Below are 13,332 nucleotides of genomic sequence, written 5' to 3'. Positions count from 1 at the left end.
ACACGCTCCCCCCGGTTCGTCGCAGAGAGTGAACTACGCTCGGAACGCCCGTGCGGACCCCCTGCGGGCTCGGCAGGTGCGCGGAGACGACGGGAGCGTGGCCCGTGACGGATCAGGCGATGGACTCGGGCGGACGCCCCGGCGCGTCCCGGGGCAGGTTCTTCGGCCGGCAACGGGAACTGAAGTCCCTGCGGAGCGACATCGAACGGGCCGGCCTGGACACCATCGCGGGCCGGAAGGCCCCCCGCGCCCGGGTCCTCCTGATCGCCGGACGGCCCGGCTCCGGACGGAGCGCGCTCGCCCGGCGGCTCGTCGAGGAGATCGCCCCCGACTACCCCGACGGGGTGCTGACCGCCCGGCTCACCGAGCCCGGCGGCCGCCGCGTCCCCACCGAGGAGACCGCCAGACAGCTCCTGGAGGCCCTCGGCATCCAGGGCCCGCCCGGCGCGGACGAGGACGAACTCTCCCAGCTGCTGCGCGAGGCGCTGGCCGGCCGCCGCGCCGTGCTGCTGCTCGACGACGCGGCCGACGCCGAACAGGTCGACCCGCTGCTCCCCGACGACTGCGGCTGCCTGGTCGTCGCGGTATCCGGGGGCCCGCTGACCGGCATCCCCGACGTCCGGCCGTGCACCCTCGGCGGCCTGGACGCCAAGGCGGCCATCGAACTCCTCGCCACCTTCACCGGATCCGTGCGCATCACCGTGGACCCGCAGGCCGCCGAGTCCGTCGCCGAGGAGTGCGGCGGACTCCCCGCCGCCCTGGTCCTGGTCGGCGGCTGGCTCGCCGCCCGCCCCAAACTCTCCGTCGCCGACGCCACCCGGCAGCTGCGCGCCCTGCCCGACGACGGCGAGCAGCCCTCGCAGGCCGCTCGCCCGCTCGCCCGCGCCTTCCGGCTGGTGTACGAGTCCCTGCCGCCCTCGGCCGCCCGGCTGCTGCGGCTGCTGGCGCTGGCCCCCGCCGGTATCGCCGACGGACACATCGCCTCCTCCCTCGCGGGCTCCTCGGTGCCCGACGCACTCGACGCGCTGGAGGGCTTCGCCGCCCTCGGGCTGCTGCACCGCGAGGACGGGGAGTACCGGGTGCCGGGCGCGCTGCGGCCGCTGCTGGGCGCGCTGACCGAATCCCTCGACAAACCCGCCGACCTGCGGACGGCCCGGGCCCGGATGCTGGAGCGGGCGGTGCGCCAGCTGCACTCCTGCCGGGCGGTGACCGAGCCGGACAGCGTCCCCGCCCGCAAGGCGCTCGCCGCCATGCCCCGCGCCCTGCGCTTCGAGCACCCGGCCGCCGCCGAGCGCTGGCTGCGCGACAGACAGCATGTCCTCCTCGCCGCCGCCCGGGTCGCGGTGGCCGACGGGGAGCTGGACACCCTGGCCAGACGGCTGGTCTCGGCCCTGGTGCGGGCGCTGGCCGCGCACCGGGGCACCGACGCGGCCGCCCCCGAGCTGTACGGTCTGCACCGGCTGGTCCTCGGTGTCGCCGAGCGCCGGGAGCTGCACCGGGAGCGGGCCGCCGCCCTGCTCAACCTCGCCGACCTCGACGCCCGCAGCGGCCGCACGAAGGACGCGCTCGCCCGCTACCGGGCCGCCCTGGACGCGGGCCGGGCCGCGAACGACCCGTACGCGACCGGCCGCGCGATGGAATCCGTCGGCGGCGCGTACCAGGAGCTGGGGGACTGGCACCGGGCCGCCGACTGGTACGGCAGGGCGCTCGTCCAGCGCCAGGCCCGGGGGGAGCGCGCGGACGAGGCGCGGCTGTACGGGCGGCTCGGCACCGTGCACACCTACGCGGGCCGCTACGGCGAGGCGCTGCGCGGCTGGCGGGCCGCCGTCGCCGGATACCGCCGGGTGGGCGACCTCCCCTCCCAGGCCCGCGCGCTGAGCGAGGCGGCCCGGGTGCAGGAGTACGCGGGCCGGCCCCAGGAGTCGCTGCACACCTGCCACGAGGCGGTCGAGTGGGCCCGGCGGGCCGGGGACCGCAGGCTCCAGGCCGCGCTCCAGCTCAGACTCGCCGACACCCTGGAGAGGCTCGGCGACCCGGCGGCGGCGGGCCTGCACCGCACCACCGCCGAGAGATTGCTGGAGGCCGAAGGCGAGCGGCCGGGAGCAACCTACGAAATCCGTAGCGTCATGGCGGGAGAATAGTTGTTTGTAAGGCTAGACAGGGAGAATTCCTTCATTAAACTGGCTGCACCGCGCCTTTTCCGTGGTGTCTACCAGTGCACCCTTCGTGTGCCGGTATGTATGGAAGTACCCCTGTATCCGCCACATCCCCAGAGTCAAGGACCGTGATCGACGTGAAGGTCGGCATCCCCCGCGAGGTCAAGAACAACGAGTTCCGGGTGGCGATCACCCCCGCAGGCGTCCACGAGCTGGTGCGCCACGGCCACGAGGTCGTCATCGAGCGGAACGCCGGCGCCGGCTCCTCGATCACGGACGACGAGTACCTCGCCGCCGGTGCGCGGATCCTGCCGACCGCCGACGAGGTCTGGGCCACCGCCGACCTGCTGCTGAAGGTCAAGGAGCCGATCGCCGAGGAGTACCACCGCCTCCGCAAGGACCAGACGCTCTTCACCTACCTCCACCTCGCGGCCTCCCGCGAGTGCACGGACGCCCTGCTGGAGTCCGGCACCACCGCCATCGCGTACGAGACGGTCGAGACCGCGAACCGCGCGCTGCCGCTGCTGGCCCCGATGTCCGAGGTCGCGGGCCGGCTCGCCCCCCAGGTCGGCGCGTACCACCTGATGCGCTCGGCCGGCGGCCGGGGTGTGCTGCCGGGCGGTGTCCCGGGCACCCACGCGGGCCGCGCCGTCGTCATCGGCGGCGGCGTCTCCGGCTGGAACGCGACCCAGATCGCCGTCGGCATGGGCTTCCACGTCACCCTGCTCGACCGGGACATCAACAAGCTCCGCGAGGCCGACAAGATCTTCGGCACCGCCGTGCAGACGATCGTCTCCAACGCCTACGAGCTGGAGAAGGCCGTCGTCGAGGCCGACCTCGTCATCGGCGCCGTGCTCATCCCCGGAGCCAAGGCCCCGAAGCTGGTCACCAACGAGCTGGTCGCCAAAATGAAGCCCGGAAGTGTCCTTGTCGACATCGCGATCGACCAGGGCGGCTGCTTCGAGGACTCCCACCCGACCACGCACGCCGAGCCGACCTTCACGGTCCACGACTCGGTCTTCTACTGCGTCGCCAACATGCCGGGTGCCGTTCCCCACACCTCCACCTACGCGCTGACCAACGCGACGCTGCCCTACATAGTGGAACTGGCCAACCTCGGCTGGGCCGAGGCGCTGCGCCGCGACCCGGCGCTCGCCCTGGGCCTCAACACCCACGACGGCCAGGTCGTCTACGGCCCCGTCGCCGAGGCCCACGGACTGCCCCACACCGAGCTGACCACGCTCATCGGCTGACGGACGGCCCGCGGTCAACGGCCGCCGTCAACATCGTGCCCCCGGCCGGACCTTGCTGCGCGAGGTCCGGCCGGAGCCGTATCCGGCCCCGGGCGGACCCGTTCAACTCGCCTTGTACGTAACCCTTCAACCGATTCGCGCACCCTCGAAACCATCCCGCCGAACCCCGGTCGGGCGGCCGCGCACCCTTGACAGAGGGGTGTTCCCTTGCCGACACATACGGCCGGGTCCGGTGGATTGTGTTGCTGCGGAGCGGTGACACGCCATAGAGTCGCCAACCGTCGGCATGGTGCCACGCTGACCTATCGATAAAGTCCTGGTCACGTCCAAGGAGGTAAGACGACTTGTGAATGAGTCGACATTTACTCCCGGAGGTGGTCACGCGGTAGCGCCTGTACGGGGAGTGAGCCCGTCGTCCGGGCCGGGTGCTGTCGGCTCCGTAGCTGTCCGGACCTTCGCGACGCGCCAGGACACCACGCACATGACGACAGCCCACACGATGAAGATGACGGACGGCCAACACGTGAACGCCACGGCCGGCAACGAGAGTGGCCGAGAGTCCACCCACTTCGCCGCCTACGAGGAAGTCCCCGAAGGGCACTTCTACGACCCCGACGCCGAGTACGAGCCCGATCCCGAGTACGCGGCCACCCTCGCCCCCGACGCCGCGCGTCAGCGCCGCGAGCGGATCGGCCCCACCGGGCGGCCCCTGCCGTACTTCCCGATCCCGGGCCCGCTGACCGACCACGGCCCCGCGACGATCATCGCGATGTGCAACCAGAAGGGCGGCGTGGGCAAGACCACGTCCACCATCAATCTGGGCGCCGCGCTCGCGGAGTACGGACGGCGTGTCCTGCTCGTCGACTTCGACCCGCAGGGAGCCCTGTCGGTCGGCCTCGGCGTGAACCCGATGGAGCTGGACCTCACCGTCTACAACCTGCTCATGGAGCGGGGCCTGTCGGCGGACGAGGTGCTGCTGAAGACCGCGGTCCCCAACATGGACCTGCTGCCGAGCAACATCGACCTGTCGGCGGCGGAAGTCCAGCTGGTGAGCGAGGTCGCGCGCGAGTCCACACTCCAGCGGGCGCTGAAGCCGCTCCTGCCGGACTACGACTACATCGTGATCGACTGTCAGCCCTCGCTGGGCCTCCTCACGGTCAACGCGCTCACTGCGGCGCACAAGGTGATCGTCCCGCTGGAGTGCGAGTTCTTCGCGCTGCGCGGCGTCGCCCTGCTGACCGAGACGATCGAGAAGGTCCGGGAGCGGCTCAACCCCGACCTGGAGCTGGACGGCATCCTCGCCACCATGTACGACTCGCGCACCGTGCACAGCCGCGAGGTGCTGGCGCGCGTGGTGGAGGCGTTCGACGACCACGTCTACCACACGGTCATCGGACGGACCGTCCGCTTCCCGGAGACCACCGTGGCCGGTGAGCCGATCACCACCTACGCGTCGAACTCGGTCGGCGCGGCCGCCTACCGCCAGCTCGCCAGGGAGGTGCTCGCCCGGTGTCACGCCGAGTGAGTCTGCCGGGGGCCGACGAGCTGTTCCGCACCACCGGGGGGATGTCGCTCCAGTCCTCGTCGCCCCGGCGGCAGCCGAACGCGGAGCCCAGGGTGCCCGCCCCCGGTGGCGAGAGCGACCCGCTGGAGGCCGCCGAGCAGCCGTCCGCCCCCCAGGAGCACTCGTCGGCCGGCGCGGACACCGACGCCGAGGGCCGCAGCCGGGGCCAGGAGCCTGCGGCGCAGCCCGGGCCGCCCGGAACCAAGCCCCGCCGCCCGCAGGCCGCCCAGGAGGCCGCTGCGGCCCCCGCGCGCCGGGGCAGGGGCCGGGGGGCGAACCGCCGCCCCAGCGGTCGCGAGCGGCACGACGAGAAGATCACGGTCTATGTCTCCGCCGAGGAGCTGATGGACCTCGAACACGCGCGGCTGGTGCTGCGCGGGGAACACGGGCTCGCGGTGGACCGCGGCCGGATAGTGCGTGAGGCGGTCGCCGTGGTGCTGGCCGATCTGGAACAGCGCGGCGACGCGAGCATTCTCGTACGGCGCCTGCGGGGCCGCTGAGGGTAGCCTGCGCGCTGCCCCCGACCGTCCCGTCAGGACCGGGCCCCCGGTCCGCGCCGCCCCTTTTGGACCGCGATGCCCCCGACCGATCCGCCCCGCCCGCCGCGCCGCGCCCTGGGCCGCGGCCCCGGAGCGGGCGGCGGCCCGGAGCGGCGGCCGGACGAGCCCGTCCCGGAGCCCGCCCCGGCCCCGGAGCCCGCGCACGCGCCGGATCCGCCCGGGGACGGCGAGTACCGGTTCACCGTGCGCCTGGCCAACTTCGAGGGCCCCTTCGACCTGCTGCTCCAGCTCATCGCCAAGCACAAGCTCGATGTGACCGAGGTCGCACTCTCCCGGGTCACCGACGACTTCATGGCCCACATCCGCGCCCTGGGCGACGACTGGGACCTCGACCAGACCACCGAGTTCCTGGTGGTCGCCGCCACCCTCCTCGATCTCAAGACCGCCCGGCTGCTGCCCGCCGCCGAGATCGAGGACGAGGAGGATCTCGCCCTCCTGGAGGCGCGCGACCTGCTCTTCGCCCGGCTGCTCCAGTACCGCGCGTACAAGAGCATCGCCGCCCTGCTGGGCGAGCGGCTCGACGCCGAGGGCCGCCGGTACCCCCGGACGGTGGGGCTCGAACCCCACCACGCCGCGCTCCTGCCCGAGGTCGTCCTCGGCATCGGGCCCGACGGCCTCGCCCGGCTCGCCGCCCGGGCCGCGCGGCCCGGGCCCAGGCCCCGGGTGGAGGTGGACCACATCCACGCGCCGCTGGTCAGCGTCCGGGAACAGGCCGGGATCGTGGCCGCCCTGCTGCGCGAGCGCGGCCGGGCCACCTTCCGGGAGCTGGCGGCCGGGGCGGCGGACACCCTCACCGTCGTCGCCCGGTTCCTCGCCCTGCTGGAGCTGTACCGGGACCGGGCCGTCGCCCTCGACCAGGAGGAGGCCCTCGGCGAACTCCTGGTCGTCTGGACCGGCGGCGACGGCCCCCTCGCGGTCACCGACGAGTTCGACCGGCCACCCGACCGGGCACCCACCGCGGTCGGAGAAGTGAAGGAAGCGAAGGAAGTGGAGGAACCGGTTTGAGCGATCTCAAGCCCGCCCTCGAAGCCGTGCTGATGGTCGTCGACGAGCCGGCCGCCGAGGAGCACCTCGCCAAGATCCTCGAAGTCCCCCGCCGGGCCGTCGCCGACGCCCTGCGCGAGCTGGCCGACGAGTACACCGCCACCGGCCGCGGCTTCGAGCTGCGGCAGGTCGCCGGCGGCTGGCGCTTCTACTCCCGCCCGGAGCACGCCGGGGCCGTGGAGCGCTTCGTGCTCGACGGCCGGCAGGCCCGGCTCACCCAGGCCGCCCTGGAGACCCTCGCGGTCGTCGCGTACCGCCAGCCGGTCGGCCGCTCCCGCGTCTCCGCCGTGCGCGGAGTCAACTGCGACGGCGTGATGCGGACGCTGCTCCAGCGCGGTCTGGTGGAGGAGGCGGGCGCGGAACCCGAAACAGGTGCGATCCTGTACAGGACGACGAACTACTTTCTGGAGCGGATGGGCCTGCGCGGCCTGGACGAGCTGCCGGAGCCGGCGCCCTTCCTCCCCGAGGCGGACGCGATCGAGGCCGAGACGCAGGAAGGCGTACTGTCGTTCGATCCGGACGCTCCGGAAACTGATGCAGACAGCCATCCAGACAATCCAACGACGGAACTTTGATGCGAAGCAGCGGCAGGAACAGCAGCGGGAACAGCGGCGGCGGCAAGAGCGGCGGTCGCGGTAACCCCCGGGGCGCCGGCGGGGGCGCCTCCCGGCCGAAGGCCGGGGGTCAGCGCGACGACCGTCAGCAGCGCGCGGGCAAGCCCCGTCCCGAGGAGCGCCGCTACGACGTGGGCGGTTCCCCCGAGGCCCCCCGGAAGGGCCGTGGCGAGTCGGCGCGCGGCGGTGCCAAGGGCGGCCCCCGGCAGTCCCCCCAGCGGGCCGGCAAGGGCGGCTACGCCCCGGGCCGCTCGCGGGAGTACGACGCCAGGACCGAGGAGCGCAACCGCGAGCGTTACGCGGACAAGCCCCTGGTCAAGACCCCGAAGACCTTCGGTGAGCAGGAGGGCGAGCGGCTTCAGAAGGTGCTCGCCAGGGCCGGTATGGGCTCCCGCCGCACCTGTGAGGACCTGATCGACGCCGGCCGGGTCGAGGTCAACGGCAGCGTGGTGATCGAGCAGGGCGTCCGGGTCGACCCCGACCGTGACGAGATCAAGGTCGACGGTCTGACCGTCGCCACCCAGTCCCACCTGTTCTTCGCGCTGAACAAGCCGGCGGGCGTCGTCTCCACCATGGAGGACCCCGACGGCCGCCAGTGCCTCGGCGACTACGTCACCAACCGCGAGACCCGTCTCTTTCACGTGGGCCGTCTCGACACGGAGACCGAGGGCATCATCCTGCTCACCAACCACGGCGAGCTGGCCCACCGTCTCACCCACCCGAAGTACGGCGTGAAGAAGACCTACCTCGCCGCCATCCAGGGACCGCTGCCGCGCGAGATCGGCAAGCGCCTCAAGGACGGCATCCAGCTGGAGGACGGCCTCGCCCGCGCCGACCACTTCCGCGTGGTGGAGAACACCGGCAAGAACTACCTGGTCGAGGTCACCCTCCACGAGGGTCGCAAGCACATCGTGCGCCGGATGCTCTCCGAGGCCGGATTCCCGGTCGAGAAGCTGGTGCGCACCGCCTTCGGCCCGATCTCCCTGGGCGACCAGAAGTCCGGCTGGCTGCGCCGTATGACCAACACCGAGGTCGGCATGCTGATGAAGGAAGTCGGCCTCTAAGCCGTTTTGTCGACACAGCTTTATCGACACCGCGCCCTCTCGCGCCGGAAGCCCGCGACCGAACCCGGTCGCGGGCTTCCGCGTTCCCGGGCTTCCGCGTTCCCGCGCCCGCACCTTCCTGGCCCGCGCCCCTTGCGCCCGCTCCCGCGGCCCTTTTATAGTCAGGATGACTATTAAGGAGGCGGGGTTGAATCTCGCGGACCTGCTGGACCCCCTGCGACAGCCGCTGTTCACCGTGCTCGACACCCCCGTGAGCTGGACCGAGGTGCTCGGATTCGGCAGCGGCGCGCTCTGCGTCTGGCTCGTCGCCCGCCAGCACCTCGCCAACTGGCCCGTCGGCATCGCCAACAACCTCCTCTTCATCCTGCTCTTCGGCCAGGCCGGGCTGTACGCCGACGCCGGCCTCCAGATCGTCTTCATCACCCTCGCCGCCTACGGCTGGTGGACCTGGACCCACGGGGGTGGCCCGGGCTCCGACGGCGGTCTCCCGGTGCGGCGCACCTCGCGCACCGAGTGGATCGGGCTCCTCGCGGCGGGGGTGATGGGGACCGCGGCCATCACCCTCCTGCTCGACCGGGCCACCGACTCCACCGTCCCCTTCTGGGACGCGCTCACCACCGCCCTCTCGCTCATGGCGACCTACGGGCAGTGCCGCAAGCGGCTGGAGTCCTGGTGGCTGTGGATCGCCGCCGACCTGATCTACATCCCGCTCTACGCGCACAAGCAGCTCTACCTCACCTCACTGCTGTACACCGGCTTCCTCGCGCTCTGCGTGCTCGGACTCCGCAACTGGTCCCGCTCGGCCGCCGAGCACCGGGCCCGTGCCGACGCCGCGACCGAGACCGAGACCGCCGGGGCGACCCCATGACGACCTACCGGCACGGACTGGTCCTCGGGAAGTTCTATCCGCCGCACGCCGGGCACCATCACCTCGTCGACACCGCCGCCGCCCGCTGCGCCCGGCTGACCGTCCTGGTCTGCGCCGCCTCCGTGGAATCCGTCCCGCTCGCCGACCGGGTCGCCTGGATGCGCGAGCTGCACCCGGACGCCCATGTCGTGGGCACGGTCGACGACATCCCCATGGACACCGGCGACCCGGCCGTCTGGGACGCGCACATGGCGGTCTTCCGCGCCGCCGTCCCCGAGCCCGTCGACGCCGTCTTCACCTCCGAGGCGTACGGGGCCGAGCTGGGCCGCCGCTTCGGCGCGCACGCCGTCTCCGTCGACCCCGGACGTACGCTCTTCCCCGTCTCCGGCACCGCCGTCCGCGAGGACCCCGCCCGCTGCTGGGAGTACCTCAGCGCCCCCGTACGCGCCGCCCTGACCCGTCGTGTGGTCGTGCTCGGCGCGGAGTCGACCGGCACCACCACCATGGTCCGCGCGCTCACCGACCACTACCGCAGGCGCGGCGGGGTCTGGGCCGGGACCCTCGGCGTCCCGGAGTACGGACGGCGGTTCAGCGAGGAAGCGCTCGCCCGGCTGCGCGCCGAGCGGCCCGGGGCGCTCTGGAGCGACGTCACCCTCACCGCCGACGACTTCCCGCTCATCGCCCGCCGCCAGAGCGAGCTGGAGGAAGAGGCCGCCCGGGCCGGCTCACCGGTGCTCTTCTGCGACACCGACGCGTTCGCCACCACCGTCTGGCACGAGCGCTATGTGGGCGGCGGCCACGAGGAGGTCGCCCGGATCGCCGCACGCGGACGGCAGCACCTGTGGCTGCTCACCGACCACGAGTCGGTCCCCTTCGAGGACGACGGGCTGCGCGACGGGGCCGAGCTGCGGCCCTGGATGACCGGGCGCTTCGCCGCCGAGCTGGCCCGCACCGGACGCCGGACCGTACGGCTGACCGGACCGCACGAGCGGCGGCTGGCCACCGCGGTCGCCGCCGTGGACGCGCTGCTCGCCGAAGGGCCCCGCCTCGCCGACCCGCTCCCCGACCTCACCGCCCGCCCGGACCTCCCGTACCCCCCGGCCCCCTCGTACCGCCCCCGCTGACGCCCGCCCCCGCCCCGCCCGGGGCCGACCGACCGGAGCGCCGTTGACACACCAGCCGTCCGAGCACACCGGCGCCCCGCCGGGGTACGACCCCAGGGCCTTCCCGCCCTTCGCGGTCACCGTCGACCTCGCCGTGCTCACCGTCCGCGCCGCACGCCTCCACGTGCTGCTCGTCCGCCGGGGGGAGGCCCCCCACCGCGGCGCGTGGGCGCTCCCCGGCGGCTTCGTCCGGCCCGACGAGTCCGCCGGGGCCGCCGCCCGCCGCGAACTCGCCGAGGAGACCGGCCTCTCCGGCTCCACCGTCCGCCATCTCCATCTCGAACAGCTGCGCACCTACAGCGAACCGGACCGCGACCCGAGGATGCGGGTCGTCTCCGTCGCCTACGCGGCCCTCCTGCCCGATCTGCCCGAACCCCGGGGCGGCGGGGACGCGGCCCACGCCCGGTGGACACCGCGCGAGGACGCCGCGCCGCTCGCCTTCGACCACGAGCGGATCCTCGCCGACGCCCATGAACGCGTCAGCGCCAAGCTGGAGTACACCTGCCTCGCCACCGGCTTCTGCCCGGCCGAGTTCACCCTCGGCGAGCTGCGGCAGGTGTACGAGACGGTCTGGGGCGTCCCGCTCGACCCGCCCAACTTCCGCCGCAAGGTCCTCGCCACCCCCGGCTTCGTGGAAGCCGTCGAGGGCCCGCCGCGCCGCACCGGCGGCCGGGGCAAACCCGCCGCGCTCTACCGCGCGGGCCCCGCGTCCGCGCTCCACCCACCCCTCCTGCGACCGGAAGGACGCCGGCCATGACCACGCTCCGTACCCCGAGGACCGCCACCAAGCAGGCCGCCACCGGCTCCCTGATCGGACTCGCGCTCGGCGACGCCCTGGGATTCCCCACCGAGTTCAACGACGTCCCGCGGATCCTCGCCAAGTGCGGCCCCTGGCGCGAGATGCCGCTGCCGACGCCCGCGTACGTCACCGACGACACCCAGATGACCATCGCCGTCGCGAACGGCATCCGCACCGCCATGGACCGCGGACTGCTCGTCGCCTCCCGCCTCACCCGCCCGCTGCGCGAGGAGTTCACCTCCTGGTACCACTCCCCGGAGAACAACCGCGCCCCCGGCCGCACCTGCCTCACCGCCTGCCGCCTCCTCGACGACGAACGGCTGCCCTGGGCGGAGGCGAGCCAGGTCGGATCCAAGGGCTGCGGCGCCAACATGCGCGTCGCCCCCGTCGGACTCGTCCCCGGGCTGAGCGACGAACAGCGCGCCGGAGCGGCCCAGCTCCAGTCCGCGCTCACCCACGGCCACCCCACCGCGCTGGCCGCCAGCGACCTCACCGCCCGCGCCGTCCATCTGCTGGCCCGGGGCGCGGACCCGGCCGGCCTGGTGGTGCGGCTGCGCACCTACGCGTACGAGAGCCGCTCCCGCTACTACGAGCGCTGGCTCGGCGATCTGTGGACCAAGTCCCACGACGCCTCGCCCCAGGCCTTCGTCGCACGCGGCTGGGACGAGTGCCTCACCGCCCTGGACCGGCTGGCGGCCGCCCTGCGCGACCCCGACCCGGAGACCGACCCCTGCCTCGCCACCGGCGACGGCTGGATCGCCGAGGAAGCCCTCGCCACCGCCCTGCACTGCTTCCTGCTCTTCCCCCGGGACCCGGTCACCGCGCTGCGCAGGGCCGCCTGCACCCGGGGCGACTCGGACTCGATAGCCGCCCTGACGGGCGCGTTCGCCGGAGCGCACCTCGGCGCGGACGCCTGGCCCAAGGAGTGGTCCGAGCGGATCGAGTACCGCAGCGATCTGCTCTCCCTGGGCGCGCTCTGGGACTCCTGACCCCGGGCCCGGCCCTCTCCCGGGGGCCGGTCGCCGCGGCGCGCGCCCGGACGGCTGACTAGGCTGATCGGGAACGCTCGCCCGGACGCCGCCCCGCGCAAGGACATCACCCAGTGAGAACCGCCCTCGTCATCGGAACCGGACTGATCGGCACCTCCGCCGCGCTCGCCCTCGCGGGCCGGGGGGTGACCGTCCATCTGGTCGACCACGACCCCGAGCGGGCCCAGACCGCCGCAGCCCTCGGCGCGGGCACCGACGCCCCGCCCCCGGGCCGGGTCGACCTCGCGATCGTCGCCGTGCCCCCGGCGTACACCGCCACCGCGCTCGCCGCCGCCATGCGCGACGGCGTCGCCCGGGGCTATCTCGACGTCGCCAGCGTCAAGGGCGGCCCCCGGCGGGAGCTGGAGGCCCTCTCCCTGGACCTCTCCGCCTACATCGGGTCCCACCCGATGTCCGGCAAGGAGCGCTCCGGGCCCCTCGCGGCCACCGCCGACCTCTTCGAGGGGCGGCCCTGGGTGCTCACCCCCACCGCCGCCACGGACACCGAGGTGCTCAACCTCGCCCTCGAACTGATCGCCCTCTGCCGGGCCGTCCCGGTGGTCATGGACGCAGACGCCCACGACCGCGCGGTCGCCCTCGTCTCGCACACCCCGCAGCTGGTCTCCTCGATGGTCGCCGCCCGGCTGGAGGAGGCCGACGAGACCGCCGTGCGCCTGTGCGGACAGGGCATCCGCGACGTGACCCGGATCGCCGCGTCCGACCCCGCCATGTGGGTCGACATCCTCACCGCGAACCCCGGCCCGGTGGCCGACGTGCTCACCGGGATCGCCGCCGACCTGGACGAGACCGTCCGGGCGCTGCGCTCGCTCCAGTCCCCGGACGAGGAGCGCCGCCTAGGCGGCGCGACGGACATCGGCTCCGTGCTGCGCCGGGGCAACGCCGGACGGGCCAGGGTCCCCGGCAAGCACGGCACGGCCCCCGCCGCGTACGAGATCGTCGGAGTGCTCATCAGCGACCAGCCCGGCGAGCTGGCCCGGATCTTCTCCGACGCCGGACGCGAGGGCGTCAACATCGAGGACGTACGCATCGAGCACGCCACCGGGCAGCAGGCCGGCCTGGTGCAGCTGATGGTCGAACCCTCCGCCGCGGCCTCCCTCGCGGCCTCGCTGCGCGAGCGGGGATGGGCGATCCGACAGTGACGCAAACGGCAGATTCCGGACACTCGGCGTCACGGTGACGGCCGCCGGGGCCGCCCGGC

The 13,332-nt window shown here is 73.6% G+C and carries 12 protein-coding genes; all 12 read left to right on the top strand.

Translation table 11 applies throughout. The features are described from left to right. Positions 1-104: 104 nt before the first annotated feature. Complete coding sequence (locus tag IE247_RS27040) at positions 105-2,141, top strand: tetratricopeptide repeat protein (protein WP_373305611.1); 2,037 nt, start codon at positions 105-107, stop codon at positions 2,139-2,141. A 152-nt stretch (positions 2,142-2,293) separates the two neighbouring features. Further along, positions 2,294-3,409 (top strand): alanine dehydrogenase, encoded by a 1,116-nt coding sequence (gene ald / locus IE247_RS27035; RefSeq protein WP_190125927.1) that lies wholly within the window; start codon positions 2,294-2,296, stop codon positions 3,407-3,409. 499 nt (positions 3,410-3,908) lie between these two features. After that, complete coding sequence (locus IE247_RS27030; protein WP_381734661.1) at positions 3,909-4,934, top strand: ParA family protein; 1,026 nt, start codon at positions 3,909-3,911, stop codon at positions 4,932-4,934. Continuing rightward, a complete protein-coding gene (locus IE247_RS27025) occupies positions 4,931-5,473 on the top strand; it encodes a hypothetical protein (RefSeq protein ID WP_190125926.1) in 543 nt (180 codons plus the stop codon). Before IE247_RS27030 ends, IE247_RS27025 begins: the two co-directional genes overlap by 4 nt. A gap of 75 nt (positions 5,474-5,548) precedes the next feature. Next, positions 5,549-6,538, top strand: a complete 990-nt coding sequence (locus tag IE247_RS27020) for a segregation and condensation protein A (RefSeq protein ID WP_190125909.1) — start codon at positions 5,549-5,551, stop codon at positions 6,536-6,538. Positions 6,539-6,570: 32 nt separating this feature from the next. After that, positions 6,571-7,152 carry an SMC-Scp complex subunit ScpB gene (gene scpB, locus IE247_RS27015; RefSeq protein WP_229869374.1) on the top strand — a complete coding sequence of 194 codons (582 nt, stop codon included), beginning with the start codon at positions 6,571-6,573 and terminating at the stop codon, positions 7,150-7,152. Then, the gene (locus tag IE247_RS27010; RefSeq protein ID WP_190125907.1) at positions 7,152-8,255 is read left to right on the top strand and encodes a pseudouridine synthase; all 1,104 of its coding nucleotides are present in this window, start codon (positions 7,152-7,154) and stop codon (positions 8,253-8,255) included. Before scpB ends, IE247_RS27010 begins: the two co-directional genes overlap by 1 nt. A gap of 187 nt (positions 8,256-8,442) precedes the next feature. Further along, entirely contained in the window at positions 8,443-9,123 is a 681-nt protein-coding gene (gene pnuC / locus IE247_RS27005) for a nicotinamide riboside transporter PnuC (protein WP_190125906.1), read from the top strand. Further along, on the top strand, positions 9,120-10,247 hold the full coding sequence (locus tag IE247_RS27000) for an AAA family ATPase (RefSeq protein WP_190125905.1): 1,128 nt from the start codon (positions 9,120-9,122) through the stop codon (positions 10,245-10,247). Before pnuC ends, IE247_RS27000 begins: the two co-directional genes overlap by 4 nt. A gap of 43 nt (positions 10,248-10,290) precedes the next feature. After that, positions 10,291-11,043 (top strand): NUDIX hydrolase, encoded by a 753-nt coding sequence (locus IE247_RS26995; RefSeq protein ID WP_190125904.1) that lies wholly within the window; start codon positions 10,291-10,293, stop codon positions 11,041-11,043. Next, positions 11,040-12,074, top strand: coding sequence for an ADP-ribosylglycohydrolase family protein (locus tag IE247_RS26990; RefSeq protein WP_190125903.1), 1,035 nt, complete (start codon positions 11,040-11,042; stop codon positions 12,072-12,074). Before IE247_RS26995 ends, IE247_RS26990 begins: the two co-directional genes overlap by 4 nt. Positions 12,075-12,187: 113 nt before the next feature. Then, positions 12,188-13,273, top strand: a complete 1,086-nt coding sequence (locus IE247_RS26985) for a prephenate dehydrogenase (protein WP_190125902.1) — start codon at positions 12,188-12,190, stop codon at positions 13,271-13,273. Positions 13,274-13,332 lie beyond the last annotated feature (59 nt).

Source organism: Streptomyces inusitatus (assembly GCF_014651115.1).
Taxonomy (GTDB): domain Bacteria; phylum Actinomycetota; class Actinomycetes; order Streptomycetales; family Streptomycetaceae; genus Streptomyces; species Streptomyces amakusaensis.
This window is presented reverse-complemented; position numbering and strand designations above follow the sequence as displayed.